This window comes from Rothia nasimurium (assembly GCF_928381415.1).
GTDB classification, from domain to species: domain Bacteria; phylum Actinomycetota; class Actinomycetes; order Actinomycetales; family Micrococcaceae; genus Rothia; species Rothia nasimurium_H.
The window spans coordinates 72,484-95,881 of record NZ_CAKMSF010000007.1; the positions used below are offsets into that span (position 1 = coordinate 72,484).

Annotated in this window: 20 protein-coding genes; 19 read left to right on the forward strand and 1 reads right to left on the reverse strand. The window is 60.5% G+C overall.

Annotated features, from left to right (window positions below; genetic code table 11):
* Nucleotides 1-7 precede the first annotated feature (7 nt).
* From argS to L7A20_RS09205, 8 genes are all read left to right on the forward strand, one after another.
* The gene (gene argS / locus L7A20_RS09170; protein WP_237223166.1) at nt 8-1,669 is read left to right on the forward strand and encodes an arginine--tRNA ligase; all 1,662 of its coding nucleotides are present in this window, start codon (nt 8-10) and stop codon (nt 1,667-1,669) included.
* The gene (gene lysA / locus L7A20_RS09175) at nt 1,670-3,154 is read left to right on the forward strand and encodes a diaminopimelate decarboxylase (protein ID WP_237223168.1); all 1,485 of its coding nucleotides are present in this window, start codon (nt 1,670-1,672) and stop codon (nt 3,152-3,154) included.
* Nucleotides 3,155-3,336: 182 nt separating this feature from the next.
* Entirely contained in the window at nt 3,337-4,623 is a 1,287-nt protein-coding gene (locus L7A20_RS09180; protein WP_272879222.1) for a homoserine dehydrogenase, read from the forward strand.
* A gap of 12 nt (nt 4,624-4,635) precedes the next feature.
* On the forward strand, nt 4,636-5,652 hold the full coding sequence (gene thrB, locus L7A20_RS09185) for a homoserine kinase (RefSeq protein ID WP_237223169.1): 1,017 nt from the start codon (nt 4,636-4,638) through the stop codon (nt 5,650-5,652).
* A gap of 320 nt (nt 5,653-5,972) precedes the next feature.
* Complete coding sequence (gene rho / locus L7A20_RS09190; protein WP_237223171.1) at nt 5,973-8,069, forward strand: transcription termination factor Rho; 2,097 nt, start codon at nt 5,973-5,975, stop codon at nt 8,067-8,069.
* A 15-nt stretch (nt 8,070-8,084) separates the two neighbouring features.
* Nucleotides 8,085-9,167, forward strand: a complete 1,083-nt coding sequence (gene prfA, locus L7A20_RS09195) for a peptide chain release factor 1 (protein WP_135011527.1) — start codon at nt 8,085-8,087, stop codon at nt 9,165-9,167.
* A 2-nt stretch (nt 9,168-9,169) separates the two neighbouring features.
* The gene (gene prmC / locus L7A20_RS09200; RefSeq protein ID WP_237223173.1) at nt 9,170-10,093 is read left to right on the forward strand and encodes a peptide chain release factor N(5)-glutamine methyltransferase; all 924 of its coding nucleotides are present in this window, start codon (nt 9,170-9,172) and stop codon (nt 10,091-10,093) included.
* Nucleotides 10,094-10,108: 15 nt separating this feature from the next.
* Nucleotides 10,109-11,182, forward strand: coding sequence for an L-threonylcarbamoyladenylate synthase (locus L7A20_RS09205; RefSeq protein ID WP_237223175.1), 1,074 nt, complete (start codon nt 10,109-10,111; stop codon nt 11,180-11,182).
* Here the strand turns inward: L7A20_RS09205 and L7A20_RS09210 are convergent.
* Nucleotides 11,179-12,252, reverse strand: coding sequence for an NAD-dependent epimerase/dehydratase family protein (locus L7A20_RS09210; protein ID WP_237223177.1), 1,074 nt, complete (start codon nt 12,250-12,252; stop codon nt 11,179-11,181). The two genes, L7A20_RS09205 and L7A20_RS09210, sit on opposite strands and share 4 nt — an antisense overlap.
* 252 nt (nt 12,253-12,504) lie before the next feature.
* On the opposite strand from L7A20_RS09210, the gene L7A20_RS09215 reads away from it, so the two are divergent.
* The 11 genes from L7A20_RS09215 to L7A20_RS09265 all read left to right on the forward strand — a co-directional run bounded on the left by L7A20_RS09215 (nt 12,505) and on the right by L7A20_RS09265 (nt 23,369).
* A complete protein-coding gene (locus L7A20_RS09215; protein WP_237223348.1) occupies nt 12,505-14,355 on the forward strand; it encodes a glycosyltransferase in 1,851 nt (616 codons plus the stop codon).
* Complete coding sequence (locus tag L7A20_RS09220; protein WP_237223179.1) at nt 14,348-16,210, forward strand: nucleoside-diphosphate sugar epimerase/dehydratase; 1,863 nt, start codon at nt 14,348-14,350, stop codon at nt 16,208-16,210. Before L7A20_RS09215 ends, L7A20_RS09220 begins: the two co-directional genes overlap by 8 nt.
* Nucleotides 16,210-17,238 carry an MraY family glycosyltransferase gene (locus L7A20_RS09225; RefSeq protein ID WP_237223181.1) on the forward strand — a complete coding sequence of 343 codons (1,029 nt, stop codon included), beginning with the start codon at nt 16,210-16,212 and terminating at the stop codon, nt 17,236-17,238. The genes L7A20_RS09220 and L7A20_RS09225 overlap by 1 nt, the downstream gene beginning before the upstream one ends.
* Nucleotides 17,228-17,650 (forward strand): hypothetical protein, encoded by a 423-nt coding sequence (locus L7A20_RS09230; protein ID WP_185174457.1) that lies wholly within the window; start codon nt 17,228-17,230, stop codon nt 17,648-17,650. The genes L7A20_RS09225 and L7A20_RS09230 overlap by 11 nt, the downstream gene beginning before the upstream one ends.
* A gap of 24 nt (nt 17,651-17,674) precedes the next feature.
* Complete coding sequence (locus tag L7A20_RS09235; RefSeq protein ID WP_185174458.1) at nt 17,675-17,929, forward strand: hypothetical protein; 255 nt, start codon at nt 17,675-17,677, stop codon at nt 17,927-17,929.
* Between the two features lie 99 nt (nt 17,930-18,028).
* The gene (atpB, locus tag L7A20_RS09240) at nt 18,029-18,832 is read left to right on the forward strand and encodes a F0F1 ATP synthase subunit A (protein ID WP_237209107.1); all 804 of its coding nucleotides are present in this window, start codon (nt 18,029-18,031) and stop codon (nt 18,830-18,832) included.
* A gap of 136 nt (nt 18,833-18,968) precedes the next feature.
* Nucleotides 18,969-19,178, forward strand: coding sequence for an ATP synthase F0 subunit C (gene atpE, locus L7A20_RS09245; protein WP_135011536.1), 210 nt, complete (start codon nt 18,969-18,971; stop codon nt 19,176-19,178).
* Between the two features lie 51 nt (nt 19,179-19,229).
* A complete protein-coding gene (locus L7A20_RS09250) occupies nt 19,230-19,775 on the forward strand; it encodes a F0F1 ATP synthase subunit B (RefSeq protein WP_135011537.1) in 546 nt (181 codons plus the stop codon).
* Complete coding sequence (locus tag L7A20_RS09255) at nt 19,775-20,587, forward strand: F0F1 ATP synthase subunit delta (RefSeq protein ID WP_237199507.1); 813 nt, start codon at nt 19,775-19,777, stop codon at nt 20,585-20,587. The genes L7A20_RS09250 and L7A20_RS09255 overlap by 1 nt, the downstream gene beginning before the upstream one ends.
* Nucleotides 20,588-20,743: 156 nt before the next feature.
* Nucleotides 20,744-22,369, forward strand: a complete 1,626-nt coding sequence (gene atpA, locus L7A20_RS09260; protein WP_237223183.1) for a F0F1 ATP synthase subunit alpha — start codon at nt 20,744-20,746, stop codon at nt 22,367-22,369.
* Nucleotides 22,370-22,448: 79 nt separating this feature from the next.
* Entirely contained in the window at nt 22,449-23,369 is a 921-nt protein-coding gene (locus L7A20_RS09265; protein ID WP_237199509.1) for a F0F1 ATP synthase subunit gamma, read from the forward strand.
* The last annotated feature ends 29 nt before the right edge of the window (nt 23,370-23,398 follow it).

Sequence of the window (23,398 nt, forward strand, 5' to 3'; positions counted from 1 at the left end):
TGACCCTATGACTCCCGAAGAACTCTCAAGTGCAATTGACGGCGCGCTGACCGCAGCGTTTGAAGCCGGTGAACTGACCCTAACCGACGGCGAAACCGCCCCCGCTGTGCGCGTAGAGCGCCCTAAGAACCGCGACCACGGCGACTGGGCCACCAACATCGCCCTGCAGATTTCTAAGAAGGTGGGGAAGAACCCCCGCGAGGTAGCCCAGATCCTGGCTACCCGAATCACCGAGATTGCCGGTGTGGCAAGTGTAGATATCGCTGGCCCCGGCTTCCTCAACATCACTCTGGACGCCGCCGCGGCGGGTGAGCTGGCCAAGACCATCGTTGAGCAGGGCTCAGCTTTTGGTACCAACGAAACCCTGGCCGGCCAGACCATCAACCTGGAGTTCGTTTCCGCTAACCCCACCGGCCCCATCCACCTGGGCGGTACCCGTTGGGCCGCTGTGGGTGACTCCCTGGCCCGTATCTTCATCTCCCAGGGCGCCAAGGTCGTGCGTGAGTACTACTTCAACGACCACGGCAACCAGATTGACCGCTTTGCTCGCTCCCTGCTGGCCCGTGCCAAGGGTGAGGAGGCTCCCGAGGACGGCTACGGTGGCGAGTACATCACCGATATCGCCAACCGGGTGCTTGAGGTTCGCCCCGACGCCCTTGAGGCCGAAGACCCCCAGGAAGTTTTCCGCGCTACCGGTGTTGAATTCATGTTTGAGGACATCAAGGCGTCCCTGCACGACTTCCACGTCGATTTTGATGTCTACTTCCACGAGAATTCCCTCTTTGAAAATGGCAAGGTAGACGAGCTGCTTGAGAAGCTCAAGGAGTCCGAGAACCTCTACTTCAAGGACGGCGCCTGGTGGCTCAAGTCCACCGACTTCGGCGACGACAAGGACCGCGTGGTTATCAAGTCTGACGGCAATGCCGCCTACATCGCCGGTGACATCGCCTACTTCCAGGACAAGACCAAGCGCGAAGAGAACCCCGCTGACTTGGCGATCTACATGCTGGGTGCTGACCACCACGGCTATGTAGCCCGCCTCAAGGCCGCTGCCGCTGCCCTGGGCGATGACCCCAACATGGTTGAGGTCATGATCGGCCAGATGGTTAACCTGGTCAAGGACGGTACGCCCGTGCGTATGTCTAAGCGTGCCGGTACCGTCGTGACCCTGGAAGACCTGGTTGAAATCGTGGGTGTGGATGCAGCCCGTTACTCCCTGACCCGCTACTCGGTTGACTCCAACATCGATATCGACCTGGATTTGCTGACCAAGCAGTCCAACGAGAACCCGGTTTTCTACGTGCAGTACGCTCACGCCCGCACCTGCGCTATTGCCCGCAACGCTGAGGCAGCCGGTGTCACCACCGACTCCGTCGATACCGCCCTGCTGAACTCAGAGGCAGACTCAGCTCTGCTGGCTGCCCTGGGCCAGTTCGCCGGTGCCGTCAAAGAAGCCGCTGACTTCCGTGAGCCCCACCGCGTGGCCCGCTACCTGGAAACCCTGGCCGGTGCCTACCACCGCTGGTACGGTGTCTCCCACGTTGCCCCCAAGGGCGATGAAGAGGTCACCGACCTGCACCGCACCCGTCTGCTGCTGAACAACGCTACCCGCCAGGTATTGGCCAACGGCTTAGGCCTGCTGGGCGTGAGCGCACCGGAGAAGATGTAAATGGGCGCAGAAGCCGCACTGTTCAAGCCCGACTGGCTGAGCTACCCGTCCGCCCCGGCCGACCTTGACCCGGTGATTTGGATGCCCTCCTTCACCCGCTCCGAGAGTGGCGAGCTTGAGGTGGACGGCACCCCCGTCAGCCGTCTGGTTGCTGACTTTGGCACCCCCGAGTACGTCTTTTCTGAGACTACCTTCCGCGCCCGCGCTGCCGAGTTCCGTTCCGCCTTCGAGACGGCTTTTGAGAAGCACGGGGCTGAGGTCTCGGTCTACTACGCCGGGAAGTCCTTCCTGGCGACCGCCGTGGCCAAGTGGGCTGAGGAAGAGGGCCTGTGCCTCGATACCGCCAGCGGCGGTGAGCTGGCTATCGCTATGCGCGCCGGGGTGCCCGGTGCGAAAATCGCCCTGCACGGTAACAACAAGTCGGCGGGCGAGATTGCCCGTGCCCTACGCTACGGGGTAGGACGCCTGGTGGCCGACTCGGTGCCCGAGGTGCAGCTGATTGCGAAGGTAGCAGCCGAGTTGGGCGTCACCGCCCCGGTCATGCTCCGCGTGACCCCGGGCGTCCATGCCTCAACCCACGACTTCATTGCCACCGCCCACGAGGACCAGAAGTTTGGCCAGTCCCTGGCAGCCGGTACAGCACCCCTGGCCGGCCTGCCCCTTGAAGAACTGGCCGAACTGGGTATCACCGCGGACGATGCCTACGCTACCGTGGCTGCTGCCTTGGCCCTGGCCAGCGAGCATATCGACCTGCGGGGCCTGCACTGCCACATCGGCTCCCAGATTTTTGAGGCCGAGGGCTTCGGTAAGGCCGCTGAGAAGGTGCTGACCTACATGCAGCAGCTCAACGAGCGCTTTGGCGTGGTGCTGCCCGAGATTGACCTGGGCGGCGGCTACGGTATCGGCTACACCGAGCAGGACACCCCGCGCGGTTCAGCCGATATCGCCACCGAGCTGGCTGACATGGTATCTAAGACCTGCGCCAACGTGGGTATGGCCATTCCCCACCTCTCCTTTGAGCCGGGCCGCTCCATCTCGGGCCCTTCGGGTATCACCCTTTACACGGTCGGTACCATCAAGGACGTGGCGATTGAGGACGAGAACGGGGACACCCGCGTGCGGCGCTACGTCTCGGTCGACGGTGGTATGAGCGATAACCCCCGCCCGGTGCTTTATGAGTCCGACTACGCCGTAACCCTGGCTAACCGGGCCCCGGCAGGGGAACAGGTCCTGACCCGCGTGGTAGGTAAGCACTGCGAATCCGGCGATATTGTGATTCGCTACTGCTACCTGCCGGCCGACCTGGCAGCGGGAGACATTCTGGCTGTTCCGGCCACCGGCGCCTACAACCACGTTATGGCCTCAAACTATAACTACCTGACCCGCCCGCCGGTCATCGCTACGGCAGAGGGAAAGGAACCGCGCGCTATTATCCGCCGCGAAACCGAAGACGATATGCTGGCCCGCGACCTGGGTCTAGTTTAGGGTTCTTCATCAGGACGCCGCCTGCCAGCTGCCCTGCCTGCGGGCAGGGAGTGGTGGGGCGGCGTCCTGCTATCAACCACTCCGTGAGAAAATAAAGTTCATACTCTGGGTTACGCTGTCTTACCCGCTAGCATGGTGAGCGTACCCCTGAACCTATTTCCCATCTACGTCAGGAGACGCTCTTGGGCAACACCACCATCAAAGTAGCGCTACTGGGCGCCGGTAACGTCGGCTCACAGGTAGCCCGCATGCTCACCGAAGATGCCGAGTCCCTGCAAGACCGCATTGGTGCGCCGGTTGAGCTCATCGGTATTGCCGTGCGCGATACCTCAGCCAAGCGCCACTATGAGGCTGCACCCGAGCTCTACACCACTGATGCCGAGGCACTGATTGACGCTGCCGACGTGGTCATTGAACTGACCGGCGGTATCGAGCCTGCCCGCACCCGCATCCTGCGCGCCCTGACCGCTGGCAAGTCGGTGGTCTCGGGTAACAAAGCCCTGCTGGCTAAGCACGGTGTAGAACTGGCTGCTGCCGCGGCTAAGAGCGGGGCCCAGCTCTCCTACGAGGCAGCGGTTGCCGGTGCTATCCCCATCCTGCGCCCCCTGCGCGACTCTCTGGCCGGTGACCAGATCACCCGCGTGCTGGGTATCATGAACGGCACCACCAACTACATCCTGGATCAGATGGATACCACCGGCGCCCAGTTCACCGACGCCCTGGCCGAGGCCCAGCGCCTGGGCTACGCCGAAGCGGACCCCACCGCCGATATCGAGGGCCACGACGCCGCCTCTAAGGCCGCAATCGTTGCCTCCCTTGCCTTCCACTCTGACTTCACTATCGACGACGTTCACTGCGAGGGCATTACTTCCATCACCGCCGACGACGTGGCGGCAGCCGCTGCCGACGGCTACGTCATCAAGCTCCTGGCGGTCTGCGAAAAGGACGGCGAGGGTGTCAACATCCGCGTAAACCCCACCCTGGTGCCCCGCACCCACCCGCTGGCGTCCGTCCACGGTGCTTTCAACGCTGTCTTCGTACAGGCTGAAAACGCCGGTGAGCTCATGTTCTACGGCCCCGGTGCAGGCGGCGCCCCCACCGCCTCTGCGGTACTGGGTGACTTCGTTTCCCTGGCCCGCCGCCTGGTGCTCGGTGGCCCCGGCATCCCCGAGTCCTCTTTTGCCCAGCTGGCTGCCACCCCCATGAACGACGTTGTCTCCCGCTACTCTGTGGGTATCGTTGTGGAAGACAAGCTGGGTGTTCTGGCCAACATCGCCCGTATCTTTGCCGAGCACGGAGTCTCTATCGAGACCATGCGCCAGGCTAAGGGCACCGGCGACGGCACCAGCGCCTCCATCCGTATTGTCACCCACCGCGCCACCGACGCTAACCTGCGCAAGACCATGGCCGTGGTAGACGCCCTCGATACCGTCCGCGACATCACCTCCGTTATCCGTGTAGAAGGCTAAACACCGATTCTTATGTCACTTCCCATGATCGACGGCTCAGACGAGCCTTTCGTCCAGCCCGATGTAATCCCCGTTGGTGCGCGCGTGACCGTCAAGGTCCCGGCCTCTTCAGCCAATCTTGGCCCCGGCTATGACTCTCTCGGTCTGGCCCTGGCCCACTATGATGACCTGACGGTCACCCGCGTACCCGGGGTGGGGGAGTTGACCTTCGACCTCACCGGTGAGGGGGCGGACGAGGTTCCGCAGGACGCCAGCCACCTGGTCATCAAGGCCATGGTGACTGCCTGGAAGGCAGTGGGGCTTTTTGAGCTGCCCTCCCTGCATGTTCAGGCCCATAACCGCATCCCGCATTCTCGCGGTATGGGGTCATCCGCTTCAGCCATCGTGGCCGGCGTGACCGCAGCGAACGGCCTGCTCCCCGCCGAGCTCCAGCTTGATGACGAGGCCGTACTACAGATTTGTTCGGGCATGGAAGGCCACCCCGACAATGTGGCCCCCTCCCTCTACGGCCACGTTGTGATCTCCTACGGGGACGACTCGGGCTGGCACTCCCTGCCCGTACCGGCCCACGAGAACGTACTGCCGGTCATCGCAATTCCTGACTACGAGGTGCCGACCAAGGTAGCCCGCGGCCTCATCCCCGAGACCGTTCCCCACCGGGAAGCCGCCGCCAACTCCGGTCGTGCGGCCCTGCTGACCCAGGCACTGGCGTCCTACCCCGACTACCTGCTGCCCGCAACCAGCGACCTGCTGCACCAGTCCTACCGCGCCGTTGCCATGAAGCCCTCGGCAGCCTTGGTCAAGTACCTGCGCGGCAAGGGTTTTGCCGCGGTGATCTCGGGGGCAGGCCCCACCGTCATGGCCCTGGCTAACGGGGCGGACGAACGCGCCCGAGTTCGCGAAGCCATTGAGGCCTTCGCCACCGAAAGCGAGCCTAATCAGCACGAGAGTCGGGCTGTAAGCTGGCGGGTGCTCGATATCGATATCGACACTAAAGGTGTTATGCTTACTTATGAGGAAACCGCCTAGCGCGCTCCAGCACTATTTGTGCCCGGGCTCGCCTGTGTTGGCCTCATCCCACGGTTTGCCAGGTCTGTAGAAGCCTCAGCAGGTTCAACCGTTCATTTACGTCTTTCACTGAACTAGTGGGGGCGTTCCCTTACCGGGTATCCCGTCAGCTACCGTTTGGTGCAGCCGGGTACCCGAACCCGGGTCACCTGATACTCTCGCTTTCCCAGCGACAGCGTCACCTGACCCCTGAAACTATCACTCGCCCGCTCTGGGCATGGCGCATCTGTTGCGCCAGAACAACCCGCGAAATCAACGACATTTCGAGAGAAGGAATCTTCGTGGCAGAAAACACCGACCTGACCGCAGGTACGGAGGCCGCAGCAGCGGCTGAGCAGAAGTCCCCCAGCCTGAGCACCCTCAAACTTGCTCAGCTCCAGTCCCTGGCCTCCCAGCTAGGTATTACCGGCGCCCGCCGCATGCGTAAATCAGACCTGGTTGAGGCCATTTCAGCCCACCAGCGTGGCTCAGCTGTAGCCGACCGTCCTGCTGAAACCGCAGATCAGGCAGAGAAGCCTAAGCGCACCCGTACCCGCAAGACCGCAGCTGAGAAGGCTGCCGAAGTAGAAGCTCCCGCCGAGGCCCAGCCTGAGGCAGAGAAGCCTAAGCGCACCCGTACCCGTAAGACCGCAGCCGAGAAGGCTGCCGAAGCAGAGCAGCCCAAGGGGCAGGACACCGCCGAAGCTACTGACGCACCTGCTGAAGCTACTTCTGAGAAGCCCGCTACCAAGCGTCGCGGTAACCGCCGCGCCACCAGCTCAACCGTAGCTGCTGAGGCCCAGAAGGAAACCAAGCCCGATACCTCAGCCCTTGAGGCGGTTGAAGCTGCCCTTGACGGCCTAGAATCCCAGAAGGCTGCCCGCAACGAGCAGAACGAGGGCGAAGAGGGCGCCAAGCGCACCCGTACCCGCACCCGTACCGACCGTCGCCGCAAGAACGAGGGCGAGAACGTCGATTCTGCCGAGCAGAACGACACCTCCGCTGAGAACGGCGAGAAGAACGAGCGTTTTGAGCGCAAGAACCGTCGCGACCGCAACGACCGCGATAACCGTCAGGACCGCGGCGATAAGCAGGATCGCGACAACCGCGACCGCGGCGGCAAGAACGACCGCCAGAACAACAACGGCCCCGACGAAGACCGCCGTAACAACCGCAAGAACCGCCGCGACCGTCAGGCAGAGCGCCGCGAACGCCGTAACAACCGCCGTGACGACTACGAGCCCGAGATTAGCGAAGACGACGTACTGATTCCCGTCGCCGGTGTACTCGACGTCCTCGATAACTACGCTTTCGTGCGTACCTCCGGCTACCTGCCCGGCACCAACGACGTTTACGTTTCCCTGGCCCAGGTCAAGCGTTACGGCCTGCGCAAGGGTGATGCTGTGGTCGGTACCATCCGCGCCCCCCGCGAAGGCGATAACAACAACCGCCAGAAGTTCAACGCCCTGGTACAGCTGACCTCGATCAATGGCCTGACCCCCGAAGAGTCCAAGGGCCGCCGCGAGTTTAACAAGCTCACCCCGCTCTACCCCAAGGAGCGCCTGCGTCTGGAGACCGACCCCAAGAAGCTCGGTACCCGCGTCATCGACCTGATTGCCCCCATCGGCAAGGGCCAGCGCGGCCTGATTGTGGCACCTCCCAAGGCCGGTAAGACCCTGATGCTGCAGTCCATCGCCAACGCGATTACCACCAACAACCCCGAGGTTCACCTCATGATGGTTCTGGTGGACGAACGCCCCGAAGAAGTCACCGACATGCAGCGTACCGTCAACGGTGAGGTTATCGCCTCCACCTTTGACCGCCCGGCAGATGACCACACCACCGTGGCCGAGCTCGCTATCGAGCGAGCCAAGCGCCTGGTGGAGCAGGGCCGCGACGTCGTCGTCCTGCTGGACTCCATGACTCGCCTGGGCCGTGCCTACAACCTGGCAGCGCCCGCTTCAGGCCGCATCCTCTCCGGTGGTGTAGACGCAGCTGCCCTCTACCCGCCCAAGAAGTTCTTCGGTGCTGCCCGCAACATCGAAGAAGGCGGCTCACTGACCATTCTGGCGACCGCCCTGGTCGAGACCGGCTCCAAGATGGACGAGGTCATCTTCGAAGAATTCAAGGGCACCGGCAACATGGAACTGCGCCTTTCCCGCCAGCTGGCAGACAAGCGTATCTTCCCCGCCATCGACCTCAACGCGTCCTCAACCCGCCGTGAAGAGGCCCTGCTCTCACCCGACGAGGTCAAGATTATGTGGCGCCTGCGCCGCGTGCTGGCCGGCATGGACCAGGAACAGTCCCTGTCTGTTCTGCTCTCCAAGCTGCGTGAGACCCAGTCCAACGTCGAATTCCTGCTCACCGTTGCTAAGAGCGGCCTGGGCCACGGCGAATAAGGAAAGGACATCACCGTGATTGAATCTATCCAGGGTCTGCTCGACGAGCACGCAGACCTCCAGAAGCAGCTGGCTGACCCCGCCGTCCACGCTGACCAGGGCAAGGCCCGTAAGCTGGGTCGCCGCTACTCAGAGCTTAACGGCATCGTTGAAGCCTACAACCGCGTCAACACCCTGCGCGACGACATCGAAGCTGCCCGCGAGATGGCTGCCGAAGACCCCGACTTTGCTGACGAGGTCAAGGAGCTTGAAGCCCAGCTACCCGAGGCAGAAGAGAAGCTGCGCCGGCTGCTGATTCCCCGTGATCCGGACGACGGCCGCAACGTTATTCTCGAAGTCAAGGGTGGCGAAGGCGGCGACGAGGCTTCCCTCTTTGCCGCTGACCTGCTGCGCATGTACACCCGCTACGCCGAGTCTAAGGGCTGGAAGACCGAAATGATTTCCTCCCAGACCACCGACGTGGGCGGCTACAAGGACGCCCAGGTAGCTATCAAGGGCACCTCGAATGACCCCGCTGAGGGCGTCTGGGCCCACCTCAAGTACGAGGGTGGCGTGCACCGCGTGCAGCGTGTTCCGGCGACCGAGTCCCAGGGCCGTATCCACACCTCAGCGGCCGGTGTGCTGGTCTTCCCCGAGGTCGATGAGCCCGAGGAAATCGAGATCAACCAGAACGACCTGAAGATTGACGTCTACCGTTCATCAGGCCCCGGCGGTCAGTCGGTGAACACCACCGACTCCGCTGTGCGTATTACCCACCTGCCTACCGGCATCGTGGTTGCTATGCAGAACGAGAAGTCACAGATTCAGAACCGTGAAGCTGCTATGCGCGTGCTCCGTGCCCGCCTGCTTGCCTGGCAGCAGGAGCAGATTGACGCCGAGAACGCCGAGAAGCGCCACTCCCAGGTGCGCACCATGGACCGTTCTGAGCGCATCCGCACCTACAACTTCCCCGAAAACCGTATTGCCGACCACCGCACCGGCTACAAGGCCTACAACCTGGATGCCGTACTCAACGGCGACCTTGAGGCTGTTGTGCAGTCCGCTATCGAGATGGACGAGGCTGCCCGCCTTGAGAAGCTCGGTCAGGAAGACAAGTAAGCGTGGCTGATTTTAGCCTGGAGCCCGGCGAAGAGCTTGATTCAGCCCTTCGCCGGGCTGCGCTCTATCTTGGCGCAGCCGGTATCGACTCGGCTGCGGTGGACGCGCAGCTTCTTGCCGCTTACCTGCTGGAGAAGGACGCCGGTGAGCCGGTATCGCGGGGGCGTGTTCAGTCCCTGGCCCTGCTGGGGCATCCGGTACCTGAGGGCTTTGCCCGTCTGGTGACCCTGCGCGGTGAGCGTCTACCGCTTCAGCACCTGACCGGCCAGGCCCATTTCCGAGGCCTGACCCTGTCAGTGGGGCCGGGGGTTTTTGTGCCCCGACCCGAGACCGAGCTACTGGTGGAGCATGCCCTCACCGCTTACCGGGGCATGGCTGAGGCCCTGCCCTCCCAGCCCCTGGTGGTTGACCTGTGTACCGGGTCAGGTGCCATTGCAGCTGCCCTCGCTACCGAGCTAGCCGCCGATGAGCAGGTGCCGAACCCGCGCGTCCTTGCCGTTGAACTCTCGACCGACGCGGCTGCCTGGGCTGAGCGTAACCTGGGCCCCGCCGGGGTGGAACTGGTAGCGGGCGATGCCCGCACGGCCCTGCCCGGGTACGAGGGAACCGTGACCCTGGTGGCTTCAAACCCGCCCTATATCCCTGCCGGGGCAATTCCTAAAGACCCAGAGGTTCGCGACCACGACCCGGCCCTGGCCCTCTACGGCGGGGGAGAGGACGGCATGGAGTTACCTACCGCCATCGCAGCCCGGGCCTACGCTCTCCTAGCTCCCGGTGGCTACCTGATTATGGAGCACGCCGAAACCCAGCGGGAACTCATGCGTCAGGCCCTTGCCGCCGCCGGCTTTGAAGGTATCGAATCTATTGACGACTTTGCAGGTAAACCCCGTCACACCGCAGGCTATAAACCGCTACCAGGCACCTAAGAATGTGAAAGAATAATGAGCGTGAAAGCAACCATTGTTAGTGCAACCGACCCCACGACCCTGGGCGACGCCATCGCGACCGCCAACTCGGCAATCGGCGCAGCCAAGACCATCGTGATCCCTACCGATACCGTATACGGTATCGCTACCGATGCCTTCTCCGTTGAGGGCGTTGGGAACCTGCTTGCCGCTAAGGGCCGTACCCGGCAGATGCCCCCGCCGGTACTCATTTACGACCAGTCTGTGTTACCGGGTTTGGCCGACGAAATTTCTGATGACGCCCGCGCCCTGGCTACCGAGTTCTGGCCCGGTGCTCTCACCCTGATTTTCTATTCTCAGCCCTCCCTGAACTGGGACCTGGGCGAGACCCAGGGCACCGTTGCCCTGCGTGTGCCTAACGACCCGGTTGCTATTGAGCTTCTGAAAAACCTGGGCCCTCTGGCTGTTTCTTCAGCTAATAAGACTGGGCGCCCGGCAGCTACGACCGCCCAGGAAGCCATGACCCAGCTGGGCAACGATGTTGAGGTGATTTTCGACGGCGGCCCCCGCCCCGAAAACCGCCCTGAGGGCTTTGAAGCCAAGGACGCCCTTCCTTCGACCATCGTGGACTGCACCTCTGACCGCCTGGTCGTGGTGCGCGAGGGTGCAATTTCAGTAGAGCGCCTGCGCGAGGTCGTGCCCGGTGTGCTAACTCGCGCCGAATTTGAGGCCCAGGAGAAGGCCCGCCGCGAGGCACCAGAAGCTCCTCTAGTCGCTGCAACGGAGGCGGTGGAAGACACCGAGTTCTCACCGCGTCATATGGACGAATCTGCTGCTGATGAGGTGGAGGATACTCCCGGGCGCCAGGCTGCTGCACCCGCTGCCGGATCGCTCGCTGCGGGTCTGGTAGGCGGCGCTAGCGGTACCGCCGCAGTCGACCAACGCCGCACAGCAAGCGCTCACTCGCCTGAGACCCGCGTGGTGAAGGACGATACTAAGCCCTACTCGGTAGCTGATGCCCGTTCGCTGGTATTCGGCACCCAGAAAGAAGCCCCCGCCGAGCCACTAATCGAAGCGGATGGCGAGGGCAACGAAACTCCTACCGTCTAGTTTTCAAACTTGCGGTCCTGCCTGGTGCCTAGCGCGCTGTGGGCGGTGCGAAGCACCTCGCTCACCCGTGCTTGGGGTACCAGGCCATTTTTTTGAGCCCATGAATCGTCGATATCCTGGCCGAACCACATCACCTCAACCCGGCGGACGGGCCCGGTTAGACGGTCCCCCAGGAGCTCAGAGACCCTGTAACCGGTGGCGACCAGGGCCCGGCAGAGGGGGAGCGGTAGGTGTAGGGGGCGGCGGCGTCCTGCGTCAATAAGGACGGACTCGGTGGTTGCCCCTTCCCAGGGCTGCATTACGATGGCGGGCAGAGGGCCGGCGAAACTGGCTACCCGGTAGACGAATTCTGCCAGGGCGTAGTTGGAGGAGACCGGGGTACGCCGCGGGGTGCGCCCGGCGACGGACGCCAGCGGGGAGGACGCAATTTTTGCGAAAGCCTCGGTGGTGCGGCGGCCTCGGCCCTGCACACTGGTGGCTCGAACGATACAGATTTCAACCGCGTGGTCCCCTGCCACAGCAACGGGGGAGTGAGAAGGAGCAGCCGGGAATTCTGATGCTTCAGATCCGGGAGCCTGCCCCTGAGCCGCTGTTTCTTCGATAAAGGACCGCAGAGCCAGAAGCACCTCTTCGCCCAGGGCCTTTGAGAAAGAGTAGGCAGAGAAAGGCTGTGTTTCTTCGCTCGGAGTGAGCGTAGGAACAGGCCCAAGCACAGCTGCCGAGCTGAGGTGAATCACCCTGCTGACACCGGTGCGCTGGGCAGCAATTGCAATGACCGCAGGCAACAGGGCATTAGCGCCTAGCAGGGGAGCTAGGTCTTCCTGGTCAGGGGCAGCCAGGCCCGAAGCGTTGATGACAACCTCGCACCCGGCAAAAGATTCAGCGAGAGTATCAATAATGCCGTCTAGCTGCCGGGCTTCGCGAATGAGCTGGTTGGCTTCGGCTGTGCGCGTGAGCAGGCGGGGAGCCTCAACCGCATCGACCTGGACGCCTTCGGCAGCTAGCCGGGCTACAATCGATGAACCCACAAACCCGCTTGCCCCAATTACTTTCCATGTGGCCTGAGCCATGCCTTTACTCCGTCCGTACGGTGGTTACCGGTGGGCCGTCTGTGCCCCTACCCCCTAGGGTGACATAGGCCGGAGCAAAAAACACGTAGGGCAGGCCACAAAGGGCTAAGGTTTGGGCTTCTGGCCGCCTGCGCTGGGATAATCCACAGGTGAGTTCGCTAAACTTAGATAGAGTTGCGTGCTTTGTGCCCTGAAATTGGGGTAAGCACGCCTTTGCAGGTGGCCTCACCCCACGAAAGGACCTGTTTGCCCATGGTATCTGCCCCGACACCCCAGGTGCGCCCCCAGGAGCGCATTGTTGCTGTAGTGGTGACCTATAACCGCCGTGAGCTGCTTGAACAGACCCTAGCCGGGATAGAGGCGGGGGAGCTGACTCCCGATACGGTCATCATCGTCAATAATGCTTCTACCGACGGTACCGAAGAGTACCTGGGCAGCTATCGGAGTTCACTGGCTACCGACATAGTGCACCTGCCGCAGAACGTGGGCGGCGCAGGCGGCTTCACCGTGGGCATTGACCGGGCCCTGAATCGGCATGCGGCAGACCTGGTCTGGGTCATGGATGACGACACGGAACCTACCGAAAATACCCTCTCTGAGGCCTACCGGGCTTGGGCTGACTATTCCCCGGTGCGGGCAGAGCGCCCGGCCGTCGTGGCCTCTAAGGTGGTGTGGACCAACGGCCAGGACCACCCCATGAACACCATGCGTACCATGTTCGCCGCGGGCCCTGACCGTACCGCGCGGGCAGCCGCTGTGGGTGCCCGCCCTATCCGCTCGGCGTCCTTTGTGTCAATCCTGATGGACGCTGCCGCCATGCGAGCCACCGACCTGCCCCTGGCGGACTTCTTTATCTGGAACGACGACTTCGAATACACCACCCGCCTGATTCACCACAGCAACGGTATTGCTACTGAGAGGTCGGTAGCCCGTCACCACACCAAGACATTTGGCACCACAGATGCAAAACCCGGCCCCCGTTTCTACAACGATGTACGCAATAAGCTCTGGGTTTTTTGTGCCCGTCGCACCCTAACTCCGCTGGAGAAGCTGCTCTACGGCGGTTCGACGGCCCGCCTGTGGGTCAGCACCCTGCTGCGCACCGATGAGAAGAAGACCTACACCGGCTACTTCCTCAAGGGGTTTCAGGACGCCGCCGCCGGCTATCGCTCTAATAGCGAGGTGCTGGACGGCGTATACCAGCTTGAAACCCCCCAGCTGGCCCAGCGTATCAAAGCAAACTACGGGAGAGACCCCAAGTTCTCTGTCTTGATGAGCGTTTATGCCGGGGATCAGCCCGAGCACCTGCGCCTGGCCCTAGCCTCGAATACCGAGGGCCAAACTCTGCGCCCCAACCAGCTGGTGCTGGTGCAGGACGGCCCCGTGGGCGCTGAGCTTTCTCAGGTTATCGCTGATTTTGAAGAGCAGAGTTCCCTGCCGGTAACCGTGGTTCGTCTTGAAGATAATCATGGCCTGGCTGCCGCCCTGCACGAGGGGCTGGGATACTGTATGTACGATATAGTTGCCCGAGCAGACTCAGACGATGTTTCTGCTCCTGAACGCTTTGCCCAACAGATACCTCTGGTCGCTCAGGGCCACTTTGACGTGCTGGGCAGCGCCATGTACGAATTTACGGACGACCCCGCCCGCCCCGAGGCCGAACGGAAGGCCGTGACCGGGGCGAGAGCTATCCGAGAGATGCTACCGAAGCGCAACCCCATGCTGCACCCCACTGTGGTCTTCCGCAAGAGCGCTGTAGAGGCTGTTGGCAGCTACGTTGAGGTTCCGGGAGCCGAAGATTACTGGCTCTGGGCCCGCATGAGTCGAGCCGGGTTCGTCCTGGGCAACCTGAGCCAGCCCCTGGTAAGCTACCGGGTGGCCACCGCCTACACACGACGCGGGGGGATGGATGCCCTGCGCAAGGACCTCCAGGTCCAGCGCAGGCTCTATACCGGGGGAGTGCTGAGCCCTGTCCGCTTCGCCCAGAACCTAGCCATACGCGGTGTTTACCGCCTAGCACCAGAAGAACTGCGCACCCGGGCCTTTAGGGCCATGACCGGCCGAACCCCGCAGGGGAAGAAAGAGAAGGGCAGCAATGTCTAAAGAACCGTCCCCGCAGACCACCTCTATTCCCATTCTGACCTCGAGCACCGAGCGGAAAACCTGGTGGAAGTACGTGCAGATGGGGCTAGACTCCCTAGCCTGGCTGATAGCCCTACCCGCTGCCTTTGTTTTGCGCTACGGCATGGATCTGAGCCAGATCGATGCAGGCGGGCTCACCATGGTTGCCCTGGTGATGGTCGCCCTGCAAATCGGTGGTGGCCTGATGATGGGTCTCTACCGCGGAGTCCACAGCTACGGCACCCTGCAAGAGGGAAGCAAGCTCTACCCCCTGATATTAGCTAACACCATCATTATGCAGATACTGCTGATGGTATCGTCTCGAGCCTTTGGCGTGCCCCGCTCGGTGGTGCTGATTGCCTTCCCCATCGCTGTTTTGCTGATGATGGGCTTCCGCTACAGCAAGCGAATCTATGAGGAAAAGACCAACCGCCCCAGCGGTAAAGATGTGCAGCGGGTGATTGTTTACGGGGCAGGTTTTCTAGGCCGCAACCTGATTTCAACCCTGATGACCGACCCCAAGGCCAAGTACCTGCCGGTAGCGATTGTCGATGACGATCGCTCGGTCCGCAATGCCCGTATCCACTCGGTCAAGGTTGAGGGAACCAGCGCTGACTTAGCAGCCCTCGTGAAGCACCACCAGGCTACTAAGGTTCTCATTGCAATTGGTGAGGAAATCCCTGAACGACGTCTGGTCCGCATCGCCCAGAGCATGAAAGAACTGGGTGTAGAGACCATACGTATCAACTCTGCCGTTCCCGACATGGGCCAGGCCCGTCGCCGCAGCGAAGAGAACAATGAGCGGGAGCTTCTTGAGAAGATTCGCGGCACAATTGACTACAAGATCGACCATGACCTGATTCGCAGCTACGTGCAGGGCCGACGGGTACTTGTGACCGGTGCAGGCGGGTCGATTGGCTCTGAGCTCTGCCGCCAGATTAATGCCTATCAGCCGGCTGAGCTTATGATGCTCGACCGTGATGAGTCCCTGCTTATGGATACCCGGTATTCTCTGACCGGCCTATCAAGCCTGGATGATCCCAGTGTAATTTTGGCGGACGTGCGGGATTTTGAGGCCCTAGAGGCGGTCTTTGCTGAACGTCAACCTGAGGTTGTATTTCATGCTGCCGCCCTTAAGCATGTCTCTGCCCTTGAGGCTTACCCTAAGGAAGCCTACAAAACCAATACTCTGGGTACCGCTAACGTACTAAAGGCTTCAGCTCAGGTTGATGTTCAGGTTTTTGTGAATATCTCGACCGATAAGGCTGCCGACCCCACCACTGCCCTGGGGCAGTCCAAGCGCAGCGCGGAAATGCTGACGAGCTGGTACGGCGAGCAGACCGGGCGTACCTATGTCTCGGTGCGCTTCGGCAATGTTTTTGGCTCTCGCGGTTCTATTAAGCCCCTCTTTACCAAGCAGATCCTGGACGGCGGCCCCCTGACCGTGACCGACCGGAACGCCACCCGCTACTTCATGCTGATTCCGGACGCCTGCCTGCTGGTCATGCTGGCCGGGGCAATCGGACGCAGCGGCGAGGTAATGGTGCTCGATATGGGCGAGCCGGTCAAGATTCTCAAGGTGGCCGAACATATGCGCAGCCTCTATGAGCGCTTCGACGTGGCTATCGAGGTTATTGGCCTGCGTGCGGGCGAAAAGCGCGACGAGGTGCTTTTTGGCCAGGACGAAGTACACCAGCGCAGCGAAGAGAACGAAAATATCATGAGGGCTCAAGCTCCCAGGCTTAATCCCGCTGACCTTGACTACGCCCGCTGGCTTGAAAACTACCGCAGCCACCGCGGGTACGAGCGCACCGAGCACCGGGGGCAGGAGGCCTAATGACTACCTCAGAACTTCTGGCCCTGCTTCTGGTGCCCACCGTTGTCGGCCTGGTCGCCGGTCTGCTCTTACCCTTCGCCGTGCGTCCGCTCCTGCATCGCTGGAACCTGGTCGACATCCCCACCGCACGGTCTTCGCACAGCTCCCCGGTCTTCCGAGGCATGGGGCTGGCAACCGCACTTGCAGCGGTGCTGGCCTACCTGGTTGCCCTCATCGACGGGCAGATTTTTACTGATCGGTCTATTGCCCTCTTCGTGCTCTTTGGCATGGTGGCATCGGGTGCTCTGGGCTGGCTGGAGGACTACCGAGGGGTCTCTATCAAGGTTCGCTTTGGCGCCCAGCTACTTATTGGCGCTATCGTCACCCTAGGAATGACCCTGATGCTGGGTACCTCCATCTTCTGGATTCCCCTGGGTGTCTTCGCGATTGCCGCCTACATCAACGTGGTGAACTTTATGGACGGCATTAACGGCATCTCGGGTCTTCACGGCTTTGCCGTGGGTGGGGCTTATTCCTACGCGGGCTGGGTCAATCAAATGCCCTGGCTACTTGCCGGGGGAGCGGCTGTGGCTGCGGCCTACCTGGCCTTCCTGCCCTGGAACGTGCGTACCGGTAAGAACGTTTTCCTGGGGGATGCCGGTTCCTACTTCCTGGGGGGAGCTATCGCTTCTATGGCGGTAGGTGCTTTCCTTTCGGGGGTTTACGTGGAATATATTCTTGCCCCCCTGCTGGTCTACCTGGCAGATACCGGGACCACACTACTGCGCCGAATCGTGCGGGGTGAACAGTGGTACAAACCCCATCGCACCCATGCCTATCAGCGGTTGACGGACGTCGGTTTCAGCCACCTGGGTAGCGCGGCCCTTGTGACGCTTACTACTTTTGTGGTGACCGCTGTGACAGTGATGGCCCTGCCCTTTGAAACCCAGAACGCTGTTTGGTCTGCCCTGTTAGTTGTGCTTATCTTGGCACTTTACATCTTTTTGCCGACCTTGCTCGGGAAGGTGCGTCAGAAAAATGGGGCCTAAGCCGCTGGGCATCAACGAGATGCCCTGGTTAAAAATCTTCCGGTCTGTCTCGCTGGCTTTGGCTATCTTGGCCCTAGTCGGTACGATAGTTGGTGTACTTATCGCAGGTAAACCGGCTGCGGGTGGGTTCCTTACGGGGCTTGCCCTGGTTTATCTCAGTTTCGCGGTCGGAATCATGGTTGTGATACCGGCTGAGAAGAAGTCGATGAAAGCGGCGGCAGCGGCTCTAGCGGCCATGTATCCGTTCAAGATTATGGTTTTCACCGGCCTCTTAGTGTTCGCCCCTATACCGCAGGATTTTCGTAACGGCTGGCTTCTCACTGGAGCCGTCCTGGCACTGGTGGCCCAGCTTGTCATTGAAACGAAAATTATCTCGAAACAGAGAATCCTCTATTTCGATTCGGTAGGATGAAACTAGGCAAAGGAGCATACACCCGTGGGCAACACCGACGATAAGTGGTACAAGCAAGATAAGCAGTTACGCTCTGCCGGCGACCTGGTTGCCGGTGGCGGAACAGCCGGGGCCTTTATGACACTTCTGTACGTCATGATAGGCATTGGTATCTGGAGTTTGGTAGGCTATGGTCTGGACCACTTACTAGGTACAACCTGGATTGCTTGGGTAGGCGGATTCGTTGGCGCCTTTGGTGGTATCTACCTGGTATTTATCCACATGCAGCAGCGTAAATAAGACCAACTGAAACCGGTTGGCACACACATACTTTTGATTCTTTAAACCTCTGAGGTTGCTGGAGCCAGCGGCCAACACGAAGCAATGAAAGGACTTGCCTTGATTTCAAACGGGCTAGTTGTCGCAGCGGGAGAGCAGCAGGGCTACGTTCCGCCCACTATCGATGATATGCACCTGCCTGCCATCTTCACGATCGGTGATTTTGAGTTCAGCAAGCAGATGCTTCTGGTCATCCTGTCGGTGGTCATCGTTGCTGGCTTCTTCCTTTTCGCTGCCCGCAAGCGTGCCATGGTTCCCTCACGCACCCAGTTCGTGGGCGAAATGGGGTACGGCCTGGTCCGTAACAGCCTGGGCAAGGAACTGATTGGCGCCCACCACTACAAGCCTTTCGTTCCCCTGCTCTTCACCGCCTTCTTCTTCATCCTGGTCAACAACCTCTACGGTTCAATTCCCGTTGTCCAGTTGCCCACCATGTCTCACGTAGGTTCTGCCTACGCCCTGGCAGGTATCGCCTACCTGACCTGGGTTGGTGTTGGTATCAAGCGCAAGGGCCTGGGGAAGTTCTTCAAGGACATGACCATGCCCTCCGGCGTTCCTTGGCCTGTTTACATCATCTTGATTCCGATTGAGTTCATGTCAAACATGCTCATCCGCCCCGCAACCCACGCCCTGCGTCTTTTCGCTACCATGTTCGGCGGCCACCTGGCGATTATGGTTGCAGCATCCCTTACCCAGTACCTGATTGTTGAAGCAGGCGGAATCGCCGCTATCGCATCGGTCGGTTCAGGCGCCCTGGGTCTCTTCCTCTACTTCCTGGAACTCATGATTCAGGTTATCCAGGCCTACGTCTTCACCCTGCTCCTTGCGGTCTACCTGCAGGGCTCGGTCTCAGAAGGCCACTAAAAATATAGGTTTTCTCCGTTGGGTACACCGGCGGACGAGAAAAGCAACCCGCTTTAGCGGGGAGTGTCCACATCAAAACTCTGCCCCTTACATAACACACAAACCGCAAGGGGCACTGTGAAAGGAAACAAACATCATGGAACTCACCGGTTCACTTACCGCAGTTGGTTACGGTCTGTCAGCTATCGGCGGTGGCATCGGCGTAGGTCTGATCTTCGCAGCCTACATGACCTCTGTTGCCCGTCAGCCCGAGTCACAGCGCACCCTGCAGCCCATGCTCTTCCTGGGCTTCGCACTGGTTGAAGCACTGGCAGTTCTCGGCCTGGTTCTTGCGTTTATCAAGTAATTTTTGGCCCCGCCAAAAGATTGACCAAACTATAGAACAGGAAAACCCCCTATGTCTCACTTAATGGCAGCAGCAGAGGGCGCGAACCCTCTGATCCCCAATGTCTGGGAAATCGCCATTACCGCCATCGGGTTCCTGCTCCTCCTCTTCATCGTCACCAAGTACGTTGTCCCGGCATTCGAAAAGATTTACCAGGACCGTAAAGAAGCAATTGAGGGTGGTCTAGCCAAGGCTGAAAAGGCTCAGGCAGAGGCCGCGGCAGCACGCGAAGAGTACGGCCAGCAGCTCGAAAGCGCTCGTCTGGAAGCTCAGAAGATTCGCGAAGAAGCACGCGCCGAAGGCGACGCCATCGTGGCAGAAGCTAAGGAGCGCGCAAACGCTGAGGCCGCTCGCATCACCGAAAACGCCCAGAAGACCATCGAGGCAGAACGTGCAGCTGCCGCAGCATCACTTCGTACTGAAGTTGGCGCTCTGGCAACCTCACTGGCTGGCAAGATTGTGGGCGAATCCCTCAACGATGATGAGCGATCCGCACGTGTAGTCGATCGTTTTCTTGCTGACCTTGACGCGCAGCAGCAGGCAGGTGCAGCCCGCTAATGTCAGCAGTATCGACTGAATCACTGAACAAGGTGGAACAGGTTCTGGTGGCCCAGCCTACCGATAACCCGACCCACCTCGCAGAAGAGCTCTTCGCTGTTGTCGACGCTATCGACAGCAACGGTGGGTTCCGGCGAGGTCTAACCGATCCTTCCCGCGAAGCAGCGCAGCGAGCAGGCATCGCCCGCTCCGTTCTGGGCGGCAAGATTTCCGACGCCGCTCTGGCTATTGTTTCTGCAGCAGCAGAAGCCCGCTGGAGTGAAGAACGCGATCTGGCTGATGCCCTCGAAACAACCGCTGTTACCTCAGTAGCGCTTTCTGCTGAACAGCGCGGAGGTATCGATGCACTAGAGCAGACCGTCAACGAACTGCTGACCTTCATCAACACCGTTGATGCCTCAGCAGAAGCACAGACTGCTCTTGCCGATACCAGGGCAAGCAAGGAAGCACTCAAGAAGCTGGCTGTCAGCCTCGGTGGCCGTGTAGCCACCGCTGAAGGCAAGCTTCTGCTAGAACGAGTTGCCACTGCGGCCCGCGGAACCACCGCAGCCCGTCTGGCTAACGAGTTCGTAGAAATCATCGTCAAGCGTCAAAACCGTTGGATCGCACGAGTCACCTCAGCAACCGCGCTGACTGCAGAGCAGATTGCAAAGCTGCAGGGGTCACTCAACAAGACCTACGGCAAGGAGCTGAAGCTCGACATCACCGTAGACCCCGCACTTCTGGGCGGTCTGCGCGTGCAGGTAGGGGACGAAGTCATCGATGGCTCACTGTCTACCCGACTGTCAGAACTCAGCCGCGCTTTCGCATAGGCGATTTACACAGTCGAGACCTCGACGGTGATTTAGAAGATACACAGACGACATCGGGCAAGCCTAAAGGCACAGCCCGAGCACGTCACACAAGTTTCGGTGGGCCTGCCGCCAGTCGGCAGGCACACCAACAAATTAGGAGAGCAGGGACATAAGATGGCCGATTTGACCATCAACGCCGATGATGTCCGTAACGCGCTGAACGAATTCGCAGCGTCTTACGAACCCGGCAATGCAGAGCGCGTAGAGGTGGGTCGTGTTGCATCAGCATCCGACGGCATCGCACGCGTTGAGGGCCTTCCCTCAGTAATGGCTAACGAGCTGCTTCGCTTCGAAGACGGCACCCTTGGCCTGGCACAGAACCTCGACACTCGTGACATCGGTGTCATCATCCTCGGTGACTTCACCGGCATTGAAGAAGGCCAAGAAGTTCACCGTACCGGCGAGGTTCTCTCAGTACCCGTAGGCGACGCCTACCTGGGCCGCGTGGTTGACCCCCTGGGCAACCCCATCGACGACCTGGGCGACATTGAAGCAGAAGGCCGCCGCGCCCTCGAACTTCAGGCTCCCGGCGTTACCCAGCGTAAGTCAGTTCACGAGCCCCTCCAGACCGGTCTCAAGGCAATCGACGCCATGATTCCGATCGGCCGTGGCCAGCGTCAGCTGATTATTGGTGACCGCCAGACCGGTAAGACCGCTATCGCGGTTGACACCATCCTGAACCAGAAGGACAACTGGGCAACCGGTGACCCCAACAAGCAGGTTCGCTGTGTCTACGTTGCTATTGGTCAGAAGGCATCAACCATCGCAGCAGTACGCGAAACCCTCAAGCAGCAGGGCGCTCTGGAATACACCACCATCGTGGCTTCCCCCGCATCTGACGCAGCAGGCTTCAAGTACCTGGCTCCCTACACCGGTAGCGCCATTGGCCAGCACTGGATGTACGGCGGCAAGCACGTCCTCATCATCTTCGATGACCTCTCAAAGCAGGCAGAAGCCTACCGTGCGGTATCACTGTTGCTTCGTCGTCCTCCGGGCCGCGAAGCATACCCCGGCGACGTCTTCTACCTCCACTCCCGCCTGCTCGAGCGCTGTGCAAAGCTCTCTGACGAGCTGGGTGCAGGTTCAATGACCGGCTTCCCGATCATTGAAACCAAGGCAAACGACGTTTCAGCCTTCATCCCCACCAACGTCATCTCCATCACCGACGGCCAGATCTTCCTGCAGTCAGACCTCTTCAACGCTAACCAGCGTCCCGCGGTCGACGTAGGTATCTCCGTCTCCCGCGTTGGTGGTGCGGCACAGACCAAGGCGATGAAGAAGGTCTCCGGTACCCTCAAGCTCGACCTTGCACAGTACCGCGCCATGGAAGCCTTCGCAATGTTCGCTTCCGACCTGGACGACGCTTCAAAGGCCCAGCTGACCCGCGGTGCTCGCCTCACCGAGCTGCTGCGTCAGCCCCAGTACACCCCCTACGCAGTTGAGGACCAGGTTGTTTCAATCTGGGCAGGCACCAACGGCTACCTCGATGACCTCGAAGTTTCAGACGTTCTGCGTTTTGAATCAGAGTTCCTCGACCACCTGCGCCGCTCCACCTCAGTACTGCAGGACATCGCAGCATCAGGCAAGCTCGAAGACGAAACCGCAGCAGCTCTCAAGACTGCCATCGTTGACTTCAAGCAGGGTTTCCGCTCCGAAGGCACCAGCCACCTCGTTGAGGCCGGCCACGAAGAGCACAAGCCCCTGTCAGACAGCGAAGTATCACAGGAAACCATCGGTTAGCGATTTTCCTAGCACGTGAGACGCCCCTCCAACAGAACCTGGGGGAGGGGCCCTCACCCTAGGAGTGAAAGGAATCTCTATGGGAGCCCAGATTAGGGTTTACCGCCAAAAGATTACTTCAACATCGTCTATGAAGAAGATCTTCAAGGCGATGGAGATGATCGCAACCTCACGCATTAACAAGGCACGTAAGAGCGCAGAGGCCGCTAGCCCCTACGCAAATGCGCTGACTAAGGCTGTCACTGCCATCGCGACCCAGCACCACATTGAGCACCCCCTGCTTAACGCACGCTCAAAGGCTAAGACCGGTCGCTCCGCAGTACTCGTCCTCACCAGCGACCGCGGCCTTGCGGGTTCATACTCCTCATCCGTCCTCAAAAAAACCGAGGGTCTTATTGAGAAGCTCCGCGGTGAGGGACGTGAAGTCAAGCTCTACCTCATCGGTCGCAAGGCAAAGTCCTACTTTGACTTCCGCGAACGCGAATACGAGCAGGCATGGGAAGGCAACACCGACAACCCCAACGTCGAGATGGCCGTTGCAGCACGCGACGCCATCCTGGCAGCCTACGAAAACGGTGACGTCGATGACCTCCACATCATCTACACCGAATTCGTCTCCATGGTCAGCCAGGAAACCCGCGTCCTGCGCCTGCTCCCCATCGAGGTAGCAGACGCACGCGAACTCGGTGAAGAAATCCTGCCCGGCGAACGTCTCGAAGACGACCAGTTCCAGCAGAACTCAGTCTTTGAATTCGAGCCCAGCCCCCAGGAAGTTCTCGACGAGTTGCTACCCCGCTACATCGCCTCCCGCATCTATGCGTGCCTGCTAGAAGCAGCGGCCTCCGAACTGGCGTCCCGCCAGCGCGCGATGAAGTCCGCAGGTGATAACGCTGACGAGCTCATCAAGAAGTACACCCGCCTGATGAACAACGCTCGCCAGGCAGAAATTACTCAGGAGCTCAGCGAAATTGTTGGCGGCGCCGACGCACTCGCCTCCTAATCCACCAGACAACTTTCCACTCTCTACAT

Excerpts from the sequence above, each read along its gene's own strand:
- argS (WP_237223166.1), top strand. The coding sequence starts at position 8 with ATGACTCCCGAAGAACTCTCAAGTGCAATTGACGGCGCGCTGACCGCA.
- lysA (WP_237223168.1), top strand. The coding sequence starts at position 1,670 with ATGGGCGCAGAAGCCGCACTGTTCAAGCCCGACTGGCTGAGCTACCCG.
- thrB (WP_237223169.1), top strand. The coding sequence starts at position 4,636 with ATGTCACTTCCCATGATCGACGGCTCAGACGAGCCTTTCGTCCAGCCC.
- L7A20_RS09205 (WP_237223175.1), top strand. The coding sequence starts at position 10,109 with ATGAGCGTGAAAGCAACCATTGTTAGTGCAACCGACCCCACGACCCTG.
- L7A20_RS09210 (WP_237223177.1), bottom strand. The coding sequence starts at position 12,252 with ATGGCTCAGGCCACATGGAAAGTAATTGGGGCAAGCGGGTTTGTGGGT.
- L7A20_RS09215 (WP_237223348.1), top strand. The coding sequence starts at position 12,505 with ATGGTATCTGCCCCGACACCCCAGGTGCGCCCCCAGGAGCGCATTGTT.
- L7A20_RS09220 (WP_237223179.1), top strand. The coding sequence starts at position 14,348 with ATGTCTAAAGAACCGTCCCCGCAGACCACCTCTATTCCCATTCTGACC.
- L7A20_RS09225 (WP_237223181.1), top strand. The coding sequence starts at position 16,210 with ATGACTACCTCAGAACTTCTGGCCCTGCTTCTGGTGCCCACCGTTGTC.
- L7A20_RS09230 (WP_185174457.1), top strand. The coding sequence starts at position 17,228 with ATGGGGCCTAAGCCGCTGGGCATCAACGAGATGCCCTGGTTAAAAATC.
- atpE (WP_135011536.1), top strand. The coding sequence starts at position 18,969 with ATGGAACTCACCGGTTCACTTACCGCAGTTGGTTACGGTCTGTCAGCT.
- L7A20_RS09250 (WP_135011537.1), top strand. The coding sequence starts at position 19,230 with ATGTCTCACTTAATGGCAGCAGCAGAGGGCGCGAACCCTCTGATCCCC.
- L7A20_RS09255 (WP_237199507.1), top strand. The coding sequence starts at position 19,775 with ATGTCAGCAGTATCGACTGAATCACTGAACAAGGTGGAACAGGTTCTG.
- atpA (WP_237223183.1), top strand. The coding sequence starts at position 20,744 with ATGGCCGATTTGACCATCAACGCCGATGATGTCCGTAACGCGCTGAAC.
- L7A20_RS09265 (WP_237199509.1), top strand. The coding sequence starts at position 22,449 with ATGGGAGCCCAGATTAGGGTTTACCGCCAAAAGATTACTTCAACATCG.